Annotated in this window: 13 protein-coding genes; 10 read left to right on the top strand and 3 right to left on the bottom strand. The window is 67.6% G+C overall.

Annotation, left to right across the window (positions count from 1 at the left end; genetic code table 11):
- Positions 1–156: 156 nt before the first annotated feature.
- The 10 genes from ON45_RS14990 to ON45_RS14940 all read left to right on the top strand — a co-directional run bounded on the left by ON45_RS14990 (position 157) and on the right by ON45_RS14940 (position 12193).
- Entirely contained in the window at positions 157–1212 is a 1056-nt protein-coding gene (locus ON45_RS14990; protein WP_051063137.1) for a glycosyltransferase family 2 protein, read from the top strand.
- Entirely contained in the window at positions 1209–3653 is a 2445-nt protein-coding gene (locus tag ON45_RS14985; protein WP_040494806.1) for a glycosyltransferase family 39 protein, read from the top strand. The genes ON45_RS14990 and ON45_RS14985 overlap by 4 nt, the downstream gene beginning before the upstream one ends.
- Positions 3650–5191, top strand: a complete 1542-nt coding sequence (locus tag ON45_RS21655; RefSeq protein ID WP_051063136.1) for a glycosyltransferase family 2 protein — start codon at positions 3650–3652, stop codon at positions 5189–5191. Before ON45_RS14985 ends, ON45_RS21655 begins: the two co-directional genes overlap by 4 nt.
- On the top strand, positions 5188–6345 hold the full coding sequence (locus ON45_RS14975) for a glycosyl hydrolase family 8 (RefSeq protein WP_040494805.1): 1158 nt from the start codon (positions 5188–5190) through the stop codon (positions 6343–6345). The genes ON45_RS21655 and ON45_RS14975 overlap by 4 nt, the downstream gene beginning before the upstream one ends.
- An 82-nt stretch (positions 6346–6427) precedes the next feature.
- Complete coding sequence (locus ON45_RS14970; protein ID WP_083915030.1) at positions 6428–7339, top strand: DUF4397 domain-containing protein; 912 nt, start codon at positions 6428–6430, stop codon at positions 7337–7339.
- Positions 7339–8103, top strand: coding sequence for a sortase domain-containing protein (locus ON45_RS22295; RefSeq protein ID WP_083915028.1), 765 nt, complete (start codon positions 7339–7341; stop codon positions 8101–8103). Before ON45_RS14970 ends, ON45_RS22295 begins: the two co-directional genes overlap by 1 nt.
- Positions 8100–8966 carry a hypothetical protein gene (locus ON45_RS14955; RefSeq protein ID WP_040494802.1) on the top strand — a complete coding sequence of 289 codons (867 nt, stop codon included), beginning with the start codon at positions 8100–8102 and terminating at the stop codon, positions 8964–8966. The genes ON45_RS22295 and ON45_RS14955 overlap by 4 nt, the downstream gene beginning before the upstream one ends.
- A 74-nt stretch (positions 8967–9040) precedes the next feature.
- Positions 9041–10684, top strand: coding sequence for an acyl-CoA dehydrogenase family protein (locus ON45_RS14950; RefSeq protein ID WP_051063135.1), 1644 nt, complete (start codon positions 9041–9043; stop codon positions 10682–10684).
- Between the two features lie 161 nt (positions 10685–10845).
- Positions 10846–11376: a GtrA family protein gene (locus ON45_RS14945; RefSeq protein WP_040494801.1), complete on the top strand. Its 531-nt coding sequence runs from the start codon at positions 10846–10848 to the stop codon at positions 11374–11376.
- A gap of 25 nt (positions 11377–11401) precedes the next feature.
- Positions 11402–12193: a methyltransferase domain-containing protein gene (locus ON45_RS14940; RefSeq protein WP_040494800.1), complete on the top strand. Its 792-nt coding sequence runs from the start codon at positions 11402–11404 to the stop codon at positions 12191–12193.
- Between the two features lie 14 nt (positions 12194–12207).
- Here ON45_RS14940 and ON45_RS21650 read toward each other — a convergent pair whose 3' ends face one another.
- The 3 genes from ON45_RS21650 to ON45_RS14925 all read right to left on the bottom strand — a co-directional run bounded on the left by ON45_RS21650 (position 12208) and on the right by ON45_RS14925 (position 15009).
- A complete protein-coding gene (locus ON45_RS21650; RefSeq protein WP_051063134.1) occupies positions 12208–12891 on the bottom strand; it encodes an HAD family hydrolase in 684 nt (227 codons plus the stop codon).
- A gap of 2 nt (positions 12892–12893) precedes the next feature.
- Positions 12894–13589: a dienelactone hydrolase family protein gene (locus ON45_RS14930; RefSeq protein ID WP_040494799.1), complete on the bottom strand. Its 696-nt coding sequence runs from the start codon at positions 13587–13589 to the stop codon at positions 12894–12896.
- A gap of 124 nt (positions 13590–13713) precedes the next feature.
- Positions 13714–15009, bottom strand: a complete 1296-nt coding sequence (locus tag ON45_RS14925; protein ID WP_040494798.1) for an ABC transporter substrate-binding protein — start codon at positions 15007–15009, stop codon at positions 13714–13716.
- Positions 15010–15084: the final 75 nt, after the last annotated feature.

The raw sequence follows: 15084 nt of genomic DNA, 5'->3' as shown, positions 1-15084 counted from the left end.
GCGCTCCGTGCGCGAACTGTTCACGAGAACACGAGCGATCGTTGTGTCGACCGTCACGTTCGCGTGCTGATCCGATGGTCGACGGTGTCCGAACTCTGATCGATCGGCGGTGTTGACGTCGTCGGCACCTCACCCGAATCGAAAGGTTCCAGACCCATGGCGGACATCTCGACAGCCGACGACATCACGTACTCATTCGTGATCCCGGTCCACAACGAAGAGGAGGTCCTCGGAGAACTGGTCGGCGAACTCGGCGCGCTCCGGAACCGCTTGGACGGGACGAGCGAGGTGATCTTCGTCGACGACGGCAGCGCCGACGACAGCTGGTCGATCCTGACGACGCTCGCCGACCTCGATCCGTCGATCTCGCTCGTTCGGCTGTCCCGCAACTTCGGCCACCAGATCGCCGTCACGGCCGGCCTCGAGCACTCCACCGGTGAGTGCGCCGTGATCATGGATGCCGATCTCCAGGATCCGCCGCAGACGGTGCTCGAGATGAGTCGGCGGTGGCGCGAGGGCTACGACGTCGTCTTCGGCGTCCGCACGGACCGCCAGCAGGACACCCGCTTCAAGCGGGTGACGGCAGCAGGCTTCTACCGCTGCCTGAACGCGCTGTCGGATGTGGACATTCCGGCCCAAGTCGGCGACTTCCGGCTGATCGACCGCGCCGTCATCGACGCGATCGCCGAGATGCCCGAGCGCAACCGGTACGTCCGCGGCATGTTCGCATGGCTGGGGTTCCGCCAGATCGGCGTGGAATACGCCCGCCCGGAGCGCGCTGCGGGCACGACCAGCTACGGATTGACGAAGATGCTGCGGCTGGCGAACGACGGTGTCATCGGATACTCCAAGGCGCCCATCCGCTCGATCACCGTCCTCGGTGCGGGGCTCACCGCGGTCAGCGCAGCCGCCGGTGCCGCGGCGCTCGTTGCCAAGACGGCCGGACTGGCCCGCCCGCCGACCGCGATGCGCTCCGCCGGAGTGGCCGGGGTCCAACTCGTTGCCCTGGGCCTGATCGGCGAGTACGTCGCGCGCATCTTCGACGAGTCGACGGATCGACCGCTGTACGTCACCCAGGAGGTCCGACGGCGCCTTCCACGGCAGCAGTCGCACGAGACCGACCCGGCCATCGCCGGTGTCGAGCGCGGGCACGACAACGTGCGTCCGATCCGGACCCGCCAGGGCGCCGCGCTCGTGGACACACATCGATGAGCACGATCGAAAGAATCGACGAGCGGTCGCCGTCGGCCGGAACCGCCTCACCGACGCGCACGTCGTCGGCCGTGCGGCCAGCGCCACCCGCGCTGCAGCCGACCCGAGGAGTGGCCTGGACGGTGGTCCCCGCCGTGGTGTTCACCGCGACGATCACGATCCTGATGACCGACCTGGGGCGGGCCCTCTCGACCGCCGTAGCGACCGCCGGTTTCGTCGCGCTCGTCACGATGTCGTCGACAACGGTGCGCTCCTCGACCCGACCGACGCGAGCGGCGATCGGTGCCGCGGCCGGCATCATCGCCTCCGTGGGCGCCGCGGGCGTCGGTGCCGGGTCGACCTCGGCCGTCGCCGCTCAGTTCGCCCTCGTGTGGTTCGTGACCATGCTGGTCACCGGGAGGTTCCTTCGTTTCCGTTCCGATGCCCCGACCGATTTCGAAGCGTCTCGGTCGTTCCAGTACGACCGACTGCTCCTCCCGGGAGCTGCCACTGTCGGCTTGTCCTGTGCGCTCGCTTCGGCGTTCGACGGCTTCGACCGGTCGGCGACGATCATCGCGTTCGCGGTCCCCCTCGCACTGTGCATCTTTCGGGCGTCGACCGGTGACCTTCCGTCGCGGTCGAGCCAACTCGTGCCGACGACCCGCGCAGCCCTCGCCGGCTTCGCCGGTGTCATCGGCGCAGCGTTGACACTCCCCGGCCAGGTCCCGTCGTCCGCGCTCCCCGTCCTCGCGGGAATCGCGATCGCGATCGCCGCGCTGATCGCGCTGTCGACCCCGGAGCAGATCGTGGGGCACGTCTTGCGACCCGTGCACTCGACCGGATGGCTCACACCGGCCGCACTGTTGCTCGTGATCGGCGCCGGGGGAACCGGCGTCACGTTCCTCGCTCTCGCCATCGCGGTCGCGGCCGCCGTTGCGAGCCGGTCAAGGCGCTCGGCGTCGCTCCACACACCGACGCCTTCCGCCCCACCGGATCCGTCGCCGAGTTCGTCGCGACGCATCGTCGCCGGACTCACCCTGATCGGGTTCGCGGTCCGGACGTTCACGCATCGTGGCCTGTGGCTCGACGAGACGACCAGTGTCTTCCAGGCGAAGAAGCCGCTCGTCGACATGGTGCAATTCATCGGCGAGACGGACAACCACCCGCCGCTCCACCACATCGTCCTCTGGGCCGACATCCGCCTCGTCGGTGACAGCGAGTTCGCACTGCGGCTCCCGATGATGCTCATGGGTGCCGCGCTGATCCCGATGGTGTACCTGATCGGCCGCGAGTTCTTCGACCGCCGGATCGGCCTGTATGCCGCAGCATTCGCGACGGTGGCGCCGGTCGCGGTCTGGTACGGGCAGGAAGCCCGGATGTACTCGCAGTTCATGTTGCTGGCGGCGATCTCGACCTACGGACTTGCACGCATCCTGAAGTCCGGACAGCGCAGGTACTGGGTGATCTTCACCCTCGCCAACGTGGCGCTCGTGTACACCCAGTACTTCGGTGTGTTGCACGTGGTGGCCACGGTCGTCGTGCTGGCCATCGAGGTCTACCGGCGGCGCCACACACCCGGAATGCATGCACTCCTGCGGGGCGAGATGGGCTCGATCGTCGCCCACGCGGTCCTGCTCGCACCGCTCGTGCCGTTCGCGCTCGCGCAGGCGATGCGCAACCAGGACGAGGGATTCGGCTTCAGCACGACGGGGATCACCGCAGGTTCCGACGTCGTGCCACCACCCGGACTCGACGGCTTCCTCACCAACCTGCAGTGGATCTTCCTCGGCTATCAACCCGACGACGTGTCCATCCGACTGGTCGCCCTGTGGCCCATCGGGTTGCTCGTCCTCCTCCTCCTGCTGGGCACCCCTCGGCGGACGTCGAATCGCATCCTGCTCACCCTGGCGGGAATCCCGATGCTCGCCGTGTTCGGCGCCAGTTTCATCGCCGCACAGAGTCGCAGCCTGGCCGAGGTGCGCTACTTCGCCGGCGCGGTCCCCATCTTCCTCGTCCTGCTCGCCGCCGGCGTCGGCACGGTCGCCCGGAGCCGCCGCCTGCAGCGCGTCGCGGTCGGATCGATCGTCGCAGTGATGTCGGGGGCACTGGTCGTCCAACAGTTCGACACGGACAACCCGCGGCTGTATCAATACGAGGAAGCCGTCGAACAGATCCGCGACGATGCCCGCCCCGGCGACTCGGTCGTCTTCGCACCCCAGTACTTCAACTACACGCTCGACTACTACGAGCCCACGATCCCGAGCGCTCCGCTCGAGGACGGGGTCCCGACGGCCGGTGCGAACTCGGTGTTCATCATCGAGGCTGACAGCTTTGCCGACAGCGACGACGCCCGGAACCTGGTGGACGCCGCGCTCACGGAGTTCGTCGACCAAGGCCGCTCCGTCGATGCTCGCTACACGTTCGCGCAAGTGACCGTCTGGAAGATCGGACCCGCGGCATGACCCTCATCGACACCCATCGGGGTGCTCCCGCCGAGACCGGCGTCTGGGATGCCGGCGATGTTCCGGCACGGTGGCCTGTTCGCCTCGCCGTTGCACTCAACGTCGCGCTCACCGTCTGGTACTTCTCCTGGCTGATCGATCTCGACCACGCCAACAACCTCTGGCTCTACGGCGCGTTGCTCGTCGCCGAGTGCTTCAACGTGATGCAGGGTGCGATGTTCTGGTGGACGGTCACCAACGACCGGCGCCACGAGCGCGCCCCGGCGTGGACCGGACCACTGCCAGTGGTGGACGTGTTCATTCCCGTCTACAACGAACCCGTCGACATCGTGGAGCCGACGATCATCGCGGCGACCCGTCTCCAGGGGGCGCACGTCACCGTGCACCTCCTCGACGACGGCAAGAGCGACGACATGGCCCGCCTCGCCCGACGCCACGATGTCGGCTACATCCGTCGCTCGGTGAACAAGGGCGCGAAAGCGGGCAATATCAACAATGCGCTCGGCGAAACGTCCGGAGACTTCGTCGTCGTGTTCGACTGCGACCACGTCCCGAAGTCGCACTTCCTCGACGCGACAATGGGCTACTTCGGCAACGACGACGTCGCTTTCGTCCAGACTCCCCAGTACTACGCGAATCAGAGCGACTCGACGATCGCTGCAGCGTCGGCGGCTCAGCAGGAGCTCTTCTTCGGCGTCATCTCGCGCGGCAAGGCCACCCGTGGAGCGATGTTCTGCTGCGGGACGAACGTCGTGTTCCGTCGCAGCGCGCTCGAATCCGTTGGCGGCTTCCCCGAGGACTCGCTGACCGAAGACTTCGCGCTCTCGGTCGAACTCCACGAACGCGGGTGGGAGTCGCGCTACGTGGCCGAGGTGCTCGCTGTCGGTCTGGGTCCAGAGGACATGTCGTCCTACGTCAGCCAACAGATGCGTTGGGCCCAGGGCTGCCTCGGCGGGATCCCGCGGGTGTTGCGGTCGAAGCTCCCACTCCGCCAACGGTTGCAGTACCTCTCGTCGGGCACCTACTTCCTGTCGGGTTGGACCGTCATGTTGTACATGTCGTTGCCGATCATGCGACTGGTGTTCGGGGTCCAACCCATCGGCGACGTCGGCACCGACGAGTTCTTGTTGCACTTCGGGCCGTACTTCGTCGCATCGCTGGCCACCGTCGCGATCGCTTCCGGCGGAGCGTTCACGTTCTCGGCGTTCGCGTTGAACTCGGCGACGTTCTGGGTGCACATCCGCTCACTCGGTCGCGTGGTCTTCCGGCGTCGCGGCTCGTTCGTGGTGACGCCGAAACACGGTGCAGCGGGACGCCAGCTGCGGCCGATCCGGGTCACCATCGCGTTCGCGATCGCACTCACCGTGGCGATCGTGGTGGGCCTGGCGCGGGACCCGAGCCCGTCGACGTTCAACAACGTCGCCTACGCCGGACTCCACCTCGTCGTCCTCGCATGCGGCGCGTGGCCCGCGCTCGTCGGTGACAGTCTCCGCCCGGCGCAACTTTCGTCGGTCAACTCGGCGGAGGTCGCGGCATGACCGAGCCGATGAGCAAGCGCGTCCCCCAGTTGCTGGTCGCCCTGGTCGCGCTCTTCGGAGCCGTGGCGATCGCGGTCGTCGTCCTCGGCAACCGTTCCGACAGCTCCGATCCCGACCCCAACAGCCCGATCGAGATCGGCGAGCAACTCGACCCTGAGGAAGAGGCGGTGCGCTCGGCGCAGCGATTCCTCGACGCATACGTCGGACTCGACGGCAGGGTCGAGCGCGACGAAGGGGACACGGTGAGCGAAGGTCAGGCCTACGCGCTGCTGATCTCGGTCGCCCTCCACGACGAAACGACCTTCGATCGCGTCTGGCAATGGACCCGGGACAACCTCCTGACCGAGTCCGGAACGCTCGCTTGGAAATGGAGCAACAGTCGGATCATCGACCCGAACGCGGCAACGGACGCCGACCTCGACGTGGCGCGCGCCCTGTTCATGGCGAGCGAGCGATTCGAGCGCCCTGACTTCGGAGACGCAGCACTCGACCTCGCCGACGCGCTGGTCGACGAGGACGTCGTGACGGCCGGCGACACGTCGGTCCTCGTGGCCGGACCGTGGGCGACCACCGCACCGTACGCCTGGAATCCGAGCTACCTCGCGCCGGCTTCGTTCGATCTGCTCGCCACCGAGACCGGTGACCCGATGTGGACCGGACTTCGCGAGGACGCGTTGCGGCTGCTCGACGACGTGACCGACGCCGGCACGCTGCTTCCGAGCGACTGGGCTCGGCTGGACTCCGACGGGAACCCCGACACCTCGGGTGCGCCGGGAGGCTCCGATCGTCCCACCTACGGCTTCGACGCCTTCCGCACCATCCCCCGACTGGCCGAGGCATGCGACGCCGGGAGCCGCGATCTCGCCGTTGCCCTCGGCCCCGTCGTGGAACGCGCGGCCGAGGCCGAGGGACAGATCCTGGACCTCAACGGCGATCCCGTCGACGGTGACGGATCCAACCCGCTCTTCCTCCTGGCCGCCGCCTCCGGTGCCGAAGCGTCAGGCGACGACGAACGAGCCAACGAGTTCGCCGATCGGGCCGAGCGCATCGATGCCGGCGCCCCCAGCTACTACCTCGGCGCCTGGATCGCCCTCACCCGGTTGATGGTCGACACCGATCGTCTCGACGTGTGCTCGAGGCTGGAGAACCCATGAGCACGCAGTCGACCCGGCTACAGGAGTTGGCGACGTCCCGACCCGGAACATCCCGTTCTACGACACAAGAAGAGGAGCAACCATGAACACCACATCCATCCCACGACCCGCCCCCACAGGTTCCCGGTTGGCCCGCGCGTTCGGGTTCGTCGTGGCTCTGCTGGCGCTCGCGTTCGTACCGCTCGCGACGCCGAGCGTGAACGCCGCGCCCGAACTCCCGCCGAGTTCCGGCTGGGTCCGGTTCGGCCACTTCGCGCCGAGCGAAGCCGACGTCGACGTCTTCGTCGACGGCGCACCGTTCGCCAGTGGGATCGCGTTCCGCACGGTCTCGAACTACATGCCGCTGCCGACCGGTCCCCACACGTTCGACGTCCGTGCGGCCGGACAGCCCGACAGCGCACCGCTGCTCAGCGTCGAGGCCGGGGTCCCCGACGACGGTTCGGTGACGGTGGGTGCCGTGTCGACCCGTGACGGACTCGCGCCACAGGTCTACACCGACGAACTCGTCCAGCCGAACCCCGACGCATCACTCGTGCGCTTCATCCATGCGGCTCCGGACGTCCGAGCGGTCGACGTGCGCGTCGTCGACGGGCCGACGCTCGCGGCCAACGTCCCCTACCCGTCGGCAACCGACTATCAGGACGTCGCACCGGGCACATACGACGTGGAGGTCCGCGACGCCGGAACCGATGACGTCGTCCTCCGCGTCACGGACTGGTCGATCGCTGCGGGCGTCCAGTCCTCGATCGTCATCGTGCGCGGCAACGACGGCCAGATCGACGTCGCACCGGTTCAGGATGCGGTCGCCGTCGCCGAGGCTCCGAGCGGCGGCATCCAGACCGGCGGAGGCGCAATGGCCGACGTGCTCGATCCGATCGACGGCTCGTCATCGAGCGGCGCACCCCTCCCTGGCTCCGTCGTGCTCGCCGGGGTCGCGGCGATCGGCGTCACCGCAGCGCTCGGTACTCGGATCCTCAGGAAGCGCGCCGCCTGATGACCCCCGCCCGTCGTCGTCCCGCCGCGCTCGCCATTGCGGCGTTCGCACTGGTCTCGTCGTGCGCGGGTGCCGAGGCACGCGATGCCGACGCTTCCGCTGGCGTGTCGGCACCCGTGGTGGTGGTCGAGCCGTCAGCGTCGACGACGACCACCACCACAGCGGACGATGACGGGGTCGCGCCTACTGCCACGGCCACCACGCCTCCGACCACCGCAGCGCCCGTTCCCATCACCAGCACACCAACGACCTCTCCTCCCACGACCACACCGCAGGCGGTCGAACGCTCGGGCGCCGACGTCGGACCGGAGAACGCAGTCGGCGACCCGATCGGCATCCGAATTCCGTCGCTCGAGGTCGACAGCCCGATCGTTCCGACGGGCGTGAACCCGGATGGCACCGTCGCCGTTCCACCGAGCGCTGACGTCGCCGGATGGTTCGAGCCGGGACCGCGTCCGGGTGAGCCCGGCCCTTCGGTCGTCATGGCCCACGTCGATTCGGCCCGCACCGGACCGGGGGTCTTCTACCGCCTGCGCGAGATCCAGCCCGGGGCAGTGGTCTCGATCGACACCGCCGATGGATCCGTCGACTTCGTCGTCGATCGAACCGAACAGCACGCAAAGGTCGAGTTTCCGACCAACGACGTGTACGGGGCTGTTCCCGGGCGCCAGCTCCGACTCGTGACCTGCGGGGGAGAGTTCGACCGCTCCGCGCGCAGCTACTACGACAACATCATCGTCTACTTGAATCGGATCGAGTCATGAAGCAACCCCGCCGCCCGAACGACGACCGCTCACTCGATCGGCGTCGACGGATCACGTTCGTGGCAATGGTCGCTGCGGTCGGCGCGTCGGTCGTTGCCGGCCCGACCCTCGTCGATGCGCTGTCCGATCGATTGAACCAACCCGAGGTCGAGACGCTCGGCCCACCCGCCGATTCGACCCCCGAGGCGCCGACCACAGCGCTCGACGAGGACACCTCCACCGAACCCGCCCGAACCGTTCCGACCACGACGAACGACGAGGCCGACGACACGACGACGACCACGACCACGCCCACGCCGACGACCACGACCACGCCGCGAGTCCCGCTCCGCACGGTGCAGCTCGTGCCGCCGCTGCGGGACGTGATCGTCGGCATCGACGGTCGCAGCTTCGCCTCCGACGCAGCGGGCGTGATCGACCTCTCCACGGCGGAGCCGAACTCCGAGTTCGAGTTCATCGGGGTCCAGGCGCAGCCCTCACTTCGCGAGGTCGCCGTCGGAGTCTGGTCCGACGGGAGTACTCTCGCCAACCGCGATGTGGCCGACATCGACGGCCCGACGGCGGAGATCGGACTGGTCGTGAGCAATCGTGTGACGGTCTCGGCCCAGCAAGCCGTCCCGGAGGGTGCCCAGCTCGTATTCGAGAGTACGGCGGGGCCCCTCCGGCTGTCGGCTGACCGTACCGCGTGGGTGCCTGCGTCCCGAGCCGTCCCGAGCCGTGACGGGCTGACGGAGCAGGCGCTCGTCTACACGCTGGTGGCCATGACCGTCGACGGTGTCACGTTCGACCTCCCGGCCCAGGAGTTCGAACCGGCCCCCGAGGCGCTCTGGGTGGTGTCGACCGCGGGAGCCGAGCGACGCTGAGGCCCCCAGACCCATCCCGGCGCAGGCTGACCAGGAATGGTGAGGTCGGTTACCGCTCGGTAATCTCGTGGGCCATGAGCGACTCCCCCGCCACGCCAGATGCCACCGCAGACCTGACGGCCGCCGCCGATGTGATCGACCTCGCCGATGCCGTCGTCGGAAAGGCCGTCCGCCGACTCGCCTCGCTCGACGGAGGTGCCGACACCCACCAGGTCCTCGCCTACGAGATCGCCCACGCAGCGGCCGGAGTGGCGACTGCGAAGTCGCTCATCGACTACGGCAACAAGGGTGACGTCGAAGCGAAGATCACCTGCGCGTTCACCGCCGACATGGTGCACGACCTCGGATCGAAGATCCTGGGGCGCGAATCCGACTGGGGTGTCGAGCGCGACGCGCTGGCGGGCGCACACGAGTTCATGGCGACCTATCGCGCGCCTGCGTTCCTCGCGTCGCTGGCGGACACACCCGGCCCGCTGCACCTGTCGAGCGACATGGAGATGGTCTCCGACACGTTCGGTTCGTTCGCCCAGAACGTGATCGCTCCCCACGCCGAACACGTGCACCGCACGAACGCCGACGTCCCCGAGGAGATCGTGACCGGCATGGCCGAACTCGGCGCATTCGGCCTGAGCGTCCCCGCCGAGTACGGCGGCTACAGCGAGGGTGGCGACGAGGAGTACATCGCGATGGTCGCGGCGACCGAGGCGCTGTCGAAGGCGTCGCTCGGCATCGGCGGATCGTTGATCACGCGGCCCGAAATCCTCACGCGGGCCCTCGTCAAGGGTGGCACCGAAGAGCAGAAGCAGAAGTGGCTCCCGCTGCTCGCAACCGCCGAGGTCATGCCGGCCGTTGCCGTGACCGAGCCCGACTACGGCTCCGACGTCGCCGGCATCAAGGTGATGGCGACTCCGGCGCCCGGGCCGAACGGCGAGGACGGCTGGGTCATCAACGGTGTGAAGACGTGGTGCACGTTCGGCGCTCGGGCGGACGCATTGACGTTGCTCGCCCGTACCGATCCGGATCGCTCGAAGACCCACCGCGGACTGAGCTTGTTCATCGTCCCGAAGCCGCGTGGTGACGCCCACGGGTTCGATCTCCGCCAGGAGATCGACGGCACTGCCACCGGCGGGAAGATGGAGGGTCGCCCGATCGACACCATCGGCTATCGCGGCATGCACTCCTACGAGATCGCGCTCGAGGACTGGTGGGTCCCGGCCGAAAACCAGATCGGCGGCGCAGATGGACTCGGAAAGGGCTTCTACTACCAGATGGCCGGGTTCGAGAACGGACGTCTGCAGACGGCCGCTCGTGCGGTCGGCGTGATGCAGGCTGCCTACGAGGAAGGTCTCGACTACGCCGAGAACCGCAAGGTGTTCGGCGAGGCGATCATCGACTACCAGTTGATCCGCGCCAAGCTCGGCCGGATCGCCGTGCTCACGCAGGCCGGACGCCAGTTCGCGTACTCGGTGGCCACGTTGATGGCCAAGGGCGCCGGACAGATGGAGGCGTCGATGGTCAAGGCGTACGTCTGCAAAGCCGCCGAATGGGTGACCCGTGAGTCCATGCAGATCCACGGTGGGATGGGATACGCCGAGGAGTTCCCGGTGAGCCGCCTGTTCGTCGACGCCCGCGTGCTGTCGATCTTCGAGGGCGCCGACGAGACGCTGTGCCTCAAGGTGATCGCTCGCCAGCTGATCGCCGCCAGCAAGGCCGACTGACGCCCCGCGGCGCAACCGGCGTTGGCGTCGTCACACACGTGAGATCCCGGAAACCGTGATCTCGATCCCGTCGAGCAGCGAACCATGTCCATGCACACCGGCTTCGACACGTGCTCACCCGGACGGGGCCTGCTTCGCTCAGACGGCGTTGCGACGACCCGATGACCCATCTCGACGCGATCTTCGGGTCGGCGCGCGACGATCGGCCCACCGCGCTCCAAAAGGTCAGCAAGTCGCTGCTGGTCTCGCTCGCGACCAGCGCTCTGAGCCTCAGCGTGCTCGGCGTCTTGACCTTCACCGACTCCGTGACCGCCGGCGTCGCCAACGTGATCGCGACGATCTCGGGAATCGGCCCGTCCTATGCGCTCAACCGGCGGTGGGTGTGGCGTCGTGAGGGGCGGAGCAGCATCCGACGCGAGATCGGTCCGTTCTGGGCGATGGGTCTGCTCGCCCTCGTCGCGTCCACGCTCACGGTGTCGTCCGCAGCTGGGTGGGCCGAGGCACGTGGCGTCAGCGACGCCACGAGGACGACACTGGTGCTCGCCGTCAACATCGTGACCTTCGGCGGGCTGTGGATCGTGCAGTACCTCGTGCTCGATCGATACCTCTTTCGGCCGGCTCGACACCGCGAGCCGCACTCGACGGGTGAGCGCCGACTCCGTGACCTCGACGAGCGGCTTGTAGACAAGTAGAATACAAGTTGGCTAGGGTGGCACGATGGCACCGAACGCATGGAATCCCGACACGTACGCCCGATTCGCCGGGTTCCGGGCACGTCCGTTCTGGGATCTGGCCGACGGCATCGACACCTCGACCACGATTCGCACGATCGTCGACCTCGGTTGCGGTACCGGCGAACTGACGGCCGAACTCGCGACCCGGCTCTCCGTCGACTCGGCACTCGGGATCGACTCGTCCAGCTCCATGCTCGAGCGAGCACGGGACCACGCCGACGACCGGTGCTCGTTCGCCACGGGCGACATCGCCACGTGGGCAAGCGACGAACCGGTCGATCTGATCCTCGCGAACGCCAGCCTCCAATGGGTTCCGGACCATCCGACGGTGCTCGAACGGTGGGTCGGACAACTCGCCGCCGGTGGTCGCCTGGCCGTCCAGGTCCCGGCGAATGCGGATCATCCGTCGCACACGTGCTCGGCAGCCGTCGCCGCTCGCGAACCGTTCCGTTCGGCAATGGACGGATCACCTCCGCCTGACCCGGTGGCCGACAATGTGCTGACACCCGAGGCGTACGCGGAACTCCTCCACGGACTCGGCCTCGACGACCCGCTCGTGCGCCTCGTCGTGTACCCACAGGTGATGGCTTCGTCGGCCGATGTCGTCGAGTGGACCCGGGGCACGAGCCTCACCCGGTTCTTCGCGGTGCTTCCCGAGAGCCTGCACGAGCCGTTCGTCGACGCCTACCGCGACGAACTGCTCGCCACGATCGGTGAACGGGGGCCCTACCTCTACACCTTCAAACGGATCCTGATGAACGCGAGCGCGTGTTGATCCGACTCACTCCGTCAGCCGAATTCGGCGACCAGCTCGTCGAGCGAGCGAATCCGCTCGAAGTCGGCCTCGGGGTGATGGTCGTACGGATCGAGCAGGATCGGATGCAGCCCCGCCGCCGCCCCCGCGCCGATGTCCATCGTCACGGAATCACCCACGTACGCGATCCGAGACCGGTCGAACCCGTCGAAGGCCGGCAGCGCGTGGTCGAAGATCCTCGGATCGGGTTTGGCGACACCGACCAGCTCGCTGTCGACGATGACCCGCATCTCGATGTGGTCACCGGGTCCGACCTGGCAGATCTCGCGGGCGAGCATCGCCTCGATCTGACCGCTGGCGTTCGACACGACGCCCATCGGGACGCCGCACTCGGCGAGCCGGTCGAGCGCAGCCCTCGACTCCGGGATCACCCACCGCCAGGTCGCGTGATAGCGAGTCCGGTCGAGCATCTCGGCCGCTTCCGCCCGATCGTCCTCGTCGACTCCGACGGCCGCGACGTACGCATCGTTGTACGCGTCCCAACTCGACTCACCGGCGTCGATGTCGGACTTCGCCTTCATCCCGGCGTAGTGCGCACGACGATGCGAGTCGAGCGACGGGTCGCCGCCGAAGTAGGCGAGCAGCGGAGCGAGCACGAGCGGGTCGGGAAGAACGAGCACGCCACCCGCGTCGAAGAGCACCGCGTCGAAGCGCGGCACGCTCAGGCTCCGAGCTGATCATGCAGGAACGCGGTCACCTGCGGCCAGATCAGGTCGTACAGCTCCTGATCCCGGGTACCCAGCGCGTTGTGCGGCGCCATGAACGCGTGCCCCGAACCCTCGTGCACGGTGAACGACACGTCCTTGCCGAGCGCCTTCAACTCCGCCTCGAGATGCATCGCCGCACCGGGCGGGAAGAAGTCGTCGTGCTCGGCCATGTGCCCCTGGATCGACGCCTCGATCTTCGAGAAGTCGGGCTGCGAGTCCCCGTGGGGAAAGCCGTAGAACGGGACGGCCGCCGCGATCTTGTCGGGGCGATCAGCAGCGAGCAGGAAACTGAGCATCCCTCCCATGCAGAAACCGACGACACCGAGGCCCTCGCCGGTGGTGCTGTCGAGACCATCCAGATGATCGACCGCCACGCTCATGTCCCGCGTCGCGCGGTCGGGCGGAAGGTCGGACATGAGCTGACCGGCCTTGTCCATCTCGTCGTGTGCTGCGAGTTCGCCGTGGTACAGGTCGGGCGCAAGGGCGACGAACCCCTCGGCGGCGAGCCGATCGGCCATCTCCTTGATCCCCGAATCGAGCCCCCACCATTCCTGCACCACGATCACGCCGGGCCCGGAACCGGACTCCGGCGTCGCGAGATATCCGCGGGCATCGAGCCCGTCGCTGGAAATGTCGATCATCTCTCCCATGCCGACCAACCTAGACCGAATCGCCGGCACCGAAAATGCGCGAACGCTCGGCTGCGAGGAGGCGGTCCTCACGGCCGAGCGTCCGCGGATTCAGGTGTCAGCCGTCAGGCGGCCGACGATGGCTTCACTCGCCGCCTTCGTTCAGGGTGACCTCGATCGCCGCGAAGTCAGCGCCGACGAGGTCGACGTCGCCGAGCAATGCGACCGCTTCGGTGACGATGTCGTTCGTGAACGCACCCTCGGCCGGGTCCTCGGCGAGTACCGTGGCACCTTCGAGGTTCGGCGTGTTCTTGCTGATCTCGACGGTCCGGTCCCAGGCTTCCTGGTCGATCAGGCCGATGCTCTCACCCGAGGCGGGCCAGATCAGCTTGTTGACCTCGTTCATCATCCACTGCTGGTGGCTCGCTCCGAGCGTGGAACCGGCGTCGGTGACGATCGTCGCGCATTCCTCGACGTTGTCCCGGCAGTAGGCCCAACCCTGCAGCGACGCAGCGACGAACCGGACCGCCTGATCGCGGTAGGCCTCGTCGTCGGCCAGACGGGTCGAGTCGGCCCAGATCGCGTCCTGCAGCATGCCGACGCCCTCCTCCTCATAGTTGACGACGTTGAAGTCCTCCGGCTGGTACAGCTCACCGGTGTCGGGGTTGACCGCTTCGAGCACCTGTGCGTACTCGTTGTAGGTCATCGCCTCGGCGGCGTCGATCTCGCCTTCGAGCAGCGCGACCATGTCGAACTGCTGGCCGACGAGTTCGACGTCGCTGGCCGGGTCGAGCCCCGCCTCGCCGATCGCGGCGAAGACCTCGTACTCGTTGCCGAAGCCCCAGTTTCCGATGGTCTTTCCCTCGAAGTCGGCGGGCGAGGTGATTCCGGCGTCGGCGAAGCTGACCTGGAGCGTGCCCGAGCGTTCGAACACCTGGGCGATGTTCGTGATCTCGGCTCCGGCTTCACGGGTCTGGAGTGCCTTGGGCACCCACGCGATCGCGAAGTCGGCGTTGCCGTTCGCGAGTTCGGTCTGCGGAACGATCTCGACCGCGCCTTCCTTGATCTCCACGTCGAGGCACTGGTCCTCGTAGAAGCCCTGGTCGATCGCCGCGTAGTAACCACCGAACTGAGCCTGCGTGAACCACTGCAACTGCAGGCTCACCGATTCCGGTTCGTCGCACTCGCCGCCGGCGTCGCTCTCGGCTGCATCGTCCGCCGCCGCCGTGTCCTCGGTCTCCTCGGCATCGGCATCGGCATCGACGTCGTCGTTGGCCTCGTCGCTCTCGGCTTCGGCCTCGTCGGCAGCGGCTTCGGTGTCGGCCGTCTCCTCGGCATCGCCGCTGTCGTCGGCGGACGAATCGTCGTCGCTGCCGCACGCGCCGGCGACGAGCGCCAGCGCGGCAAGACCGGCCGTGGCCCTGGTGATGGATCGCTTCATGTCTGTCTCTCCCCTTCGGAGGCGTACCTCCGCTCGGTCCGATCGATGATCGGTGTTCATCGGTTGTGAAAGCGG

The organism is Ilumatobacter nonamiensis YM16-303 (genome assembly GCF_000350145.1).
Taxonomy (GTDB): domain Bacteria; phylum Actinomycetota; class Acidimicrobiia; order Acidimicrobiales; family Ilumatobacteraceae; genus Ilumatobacter_A; species Ilumatobacter_A nonamiensis.
The sequence above is the reverse complement of the archived record's forward strand: the minus strand, read 5'-3'. Positions and strand labels throughout refer to the sequence as shown.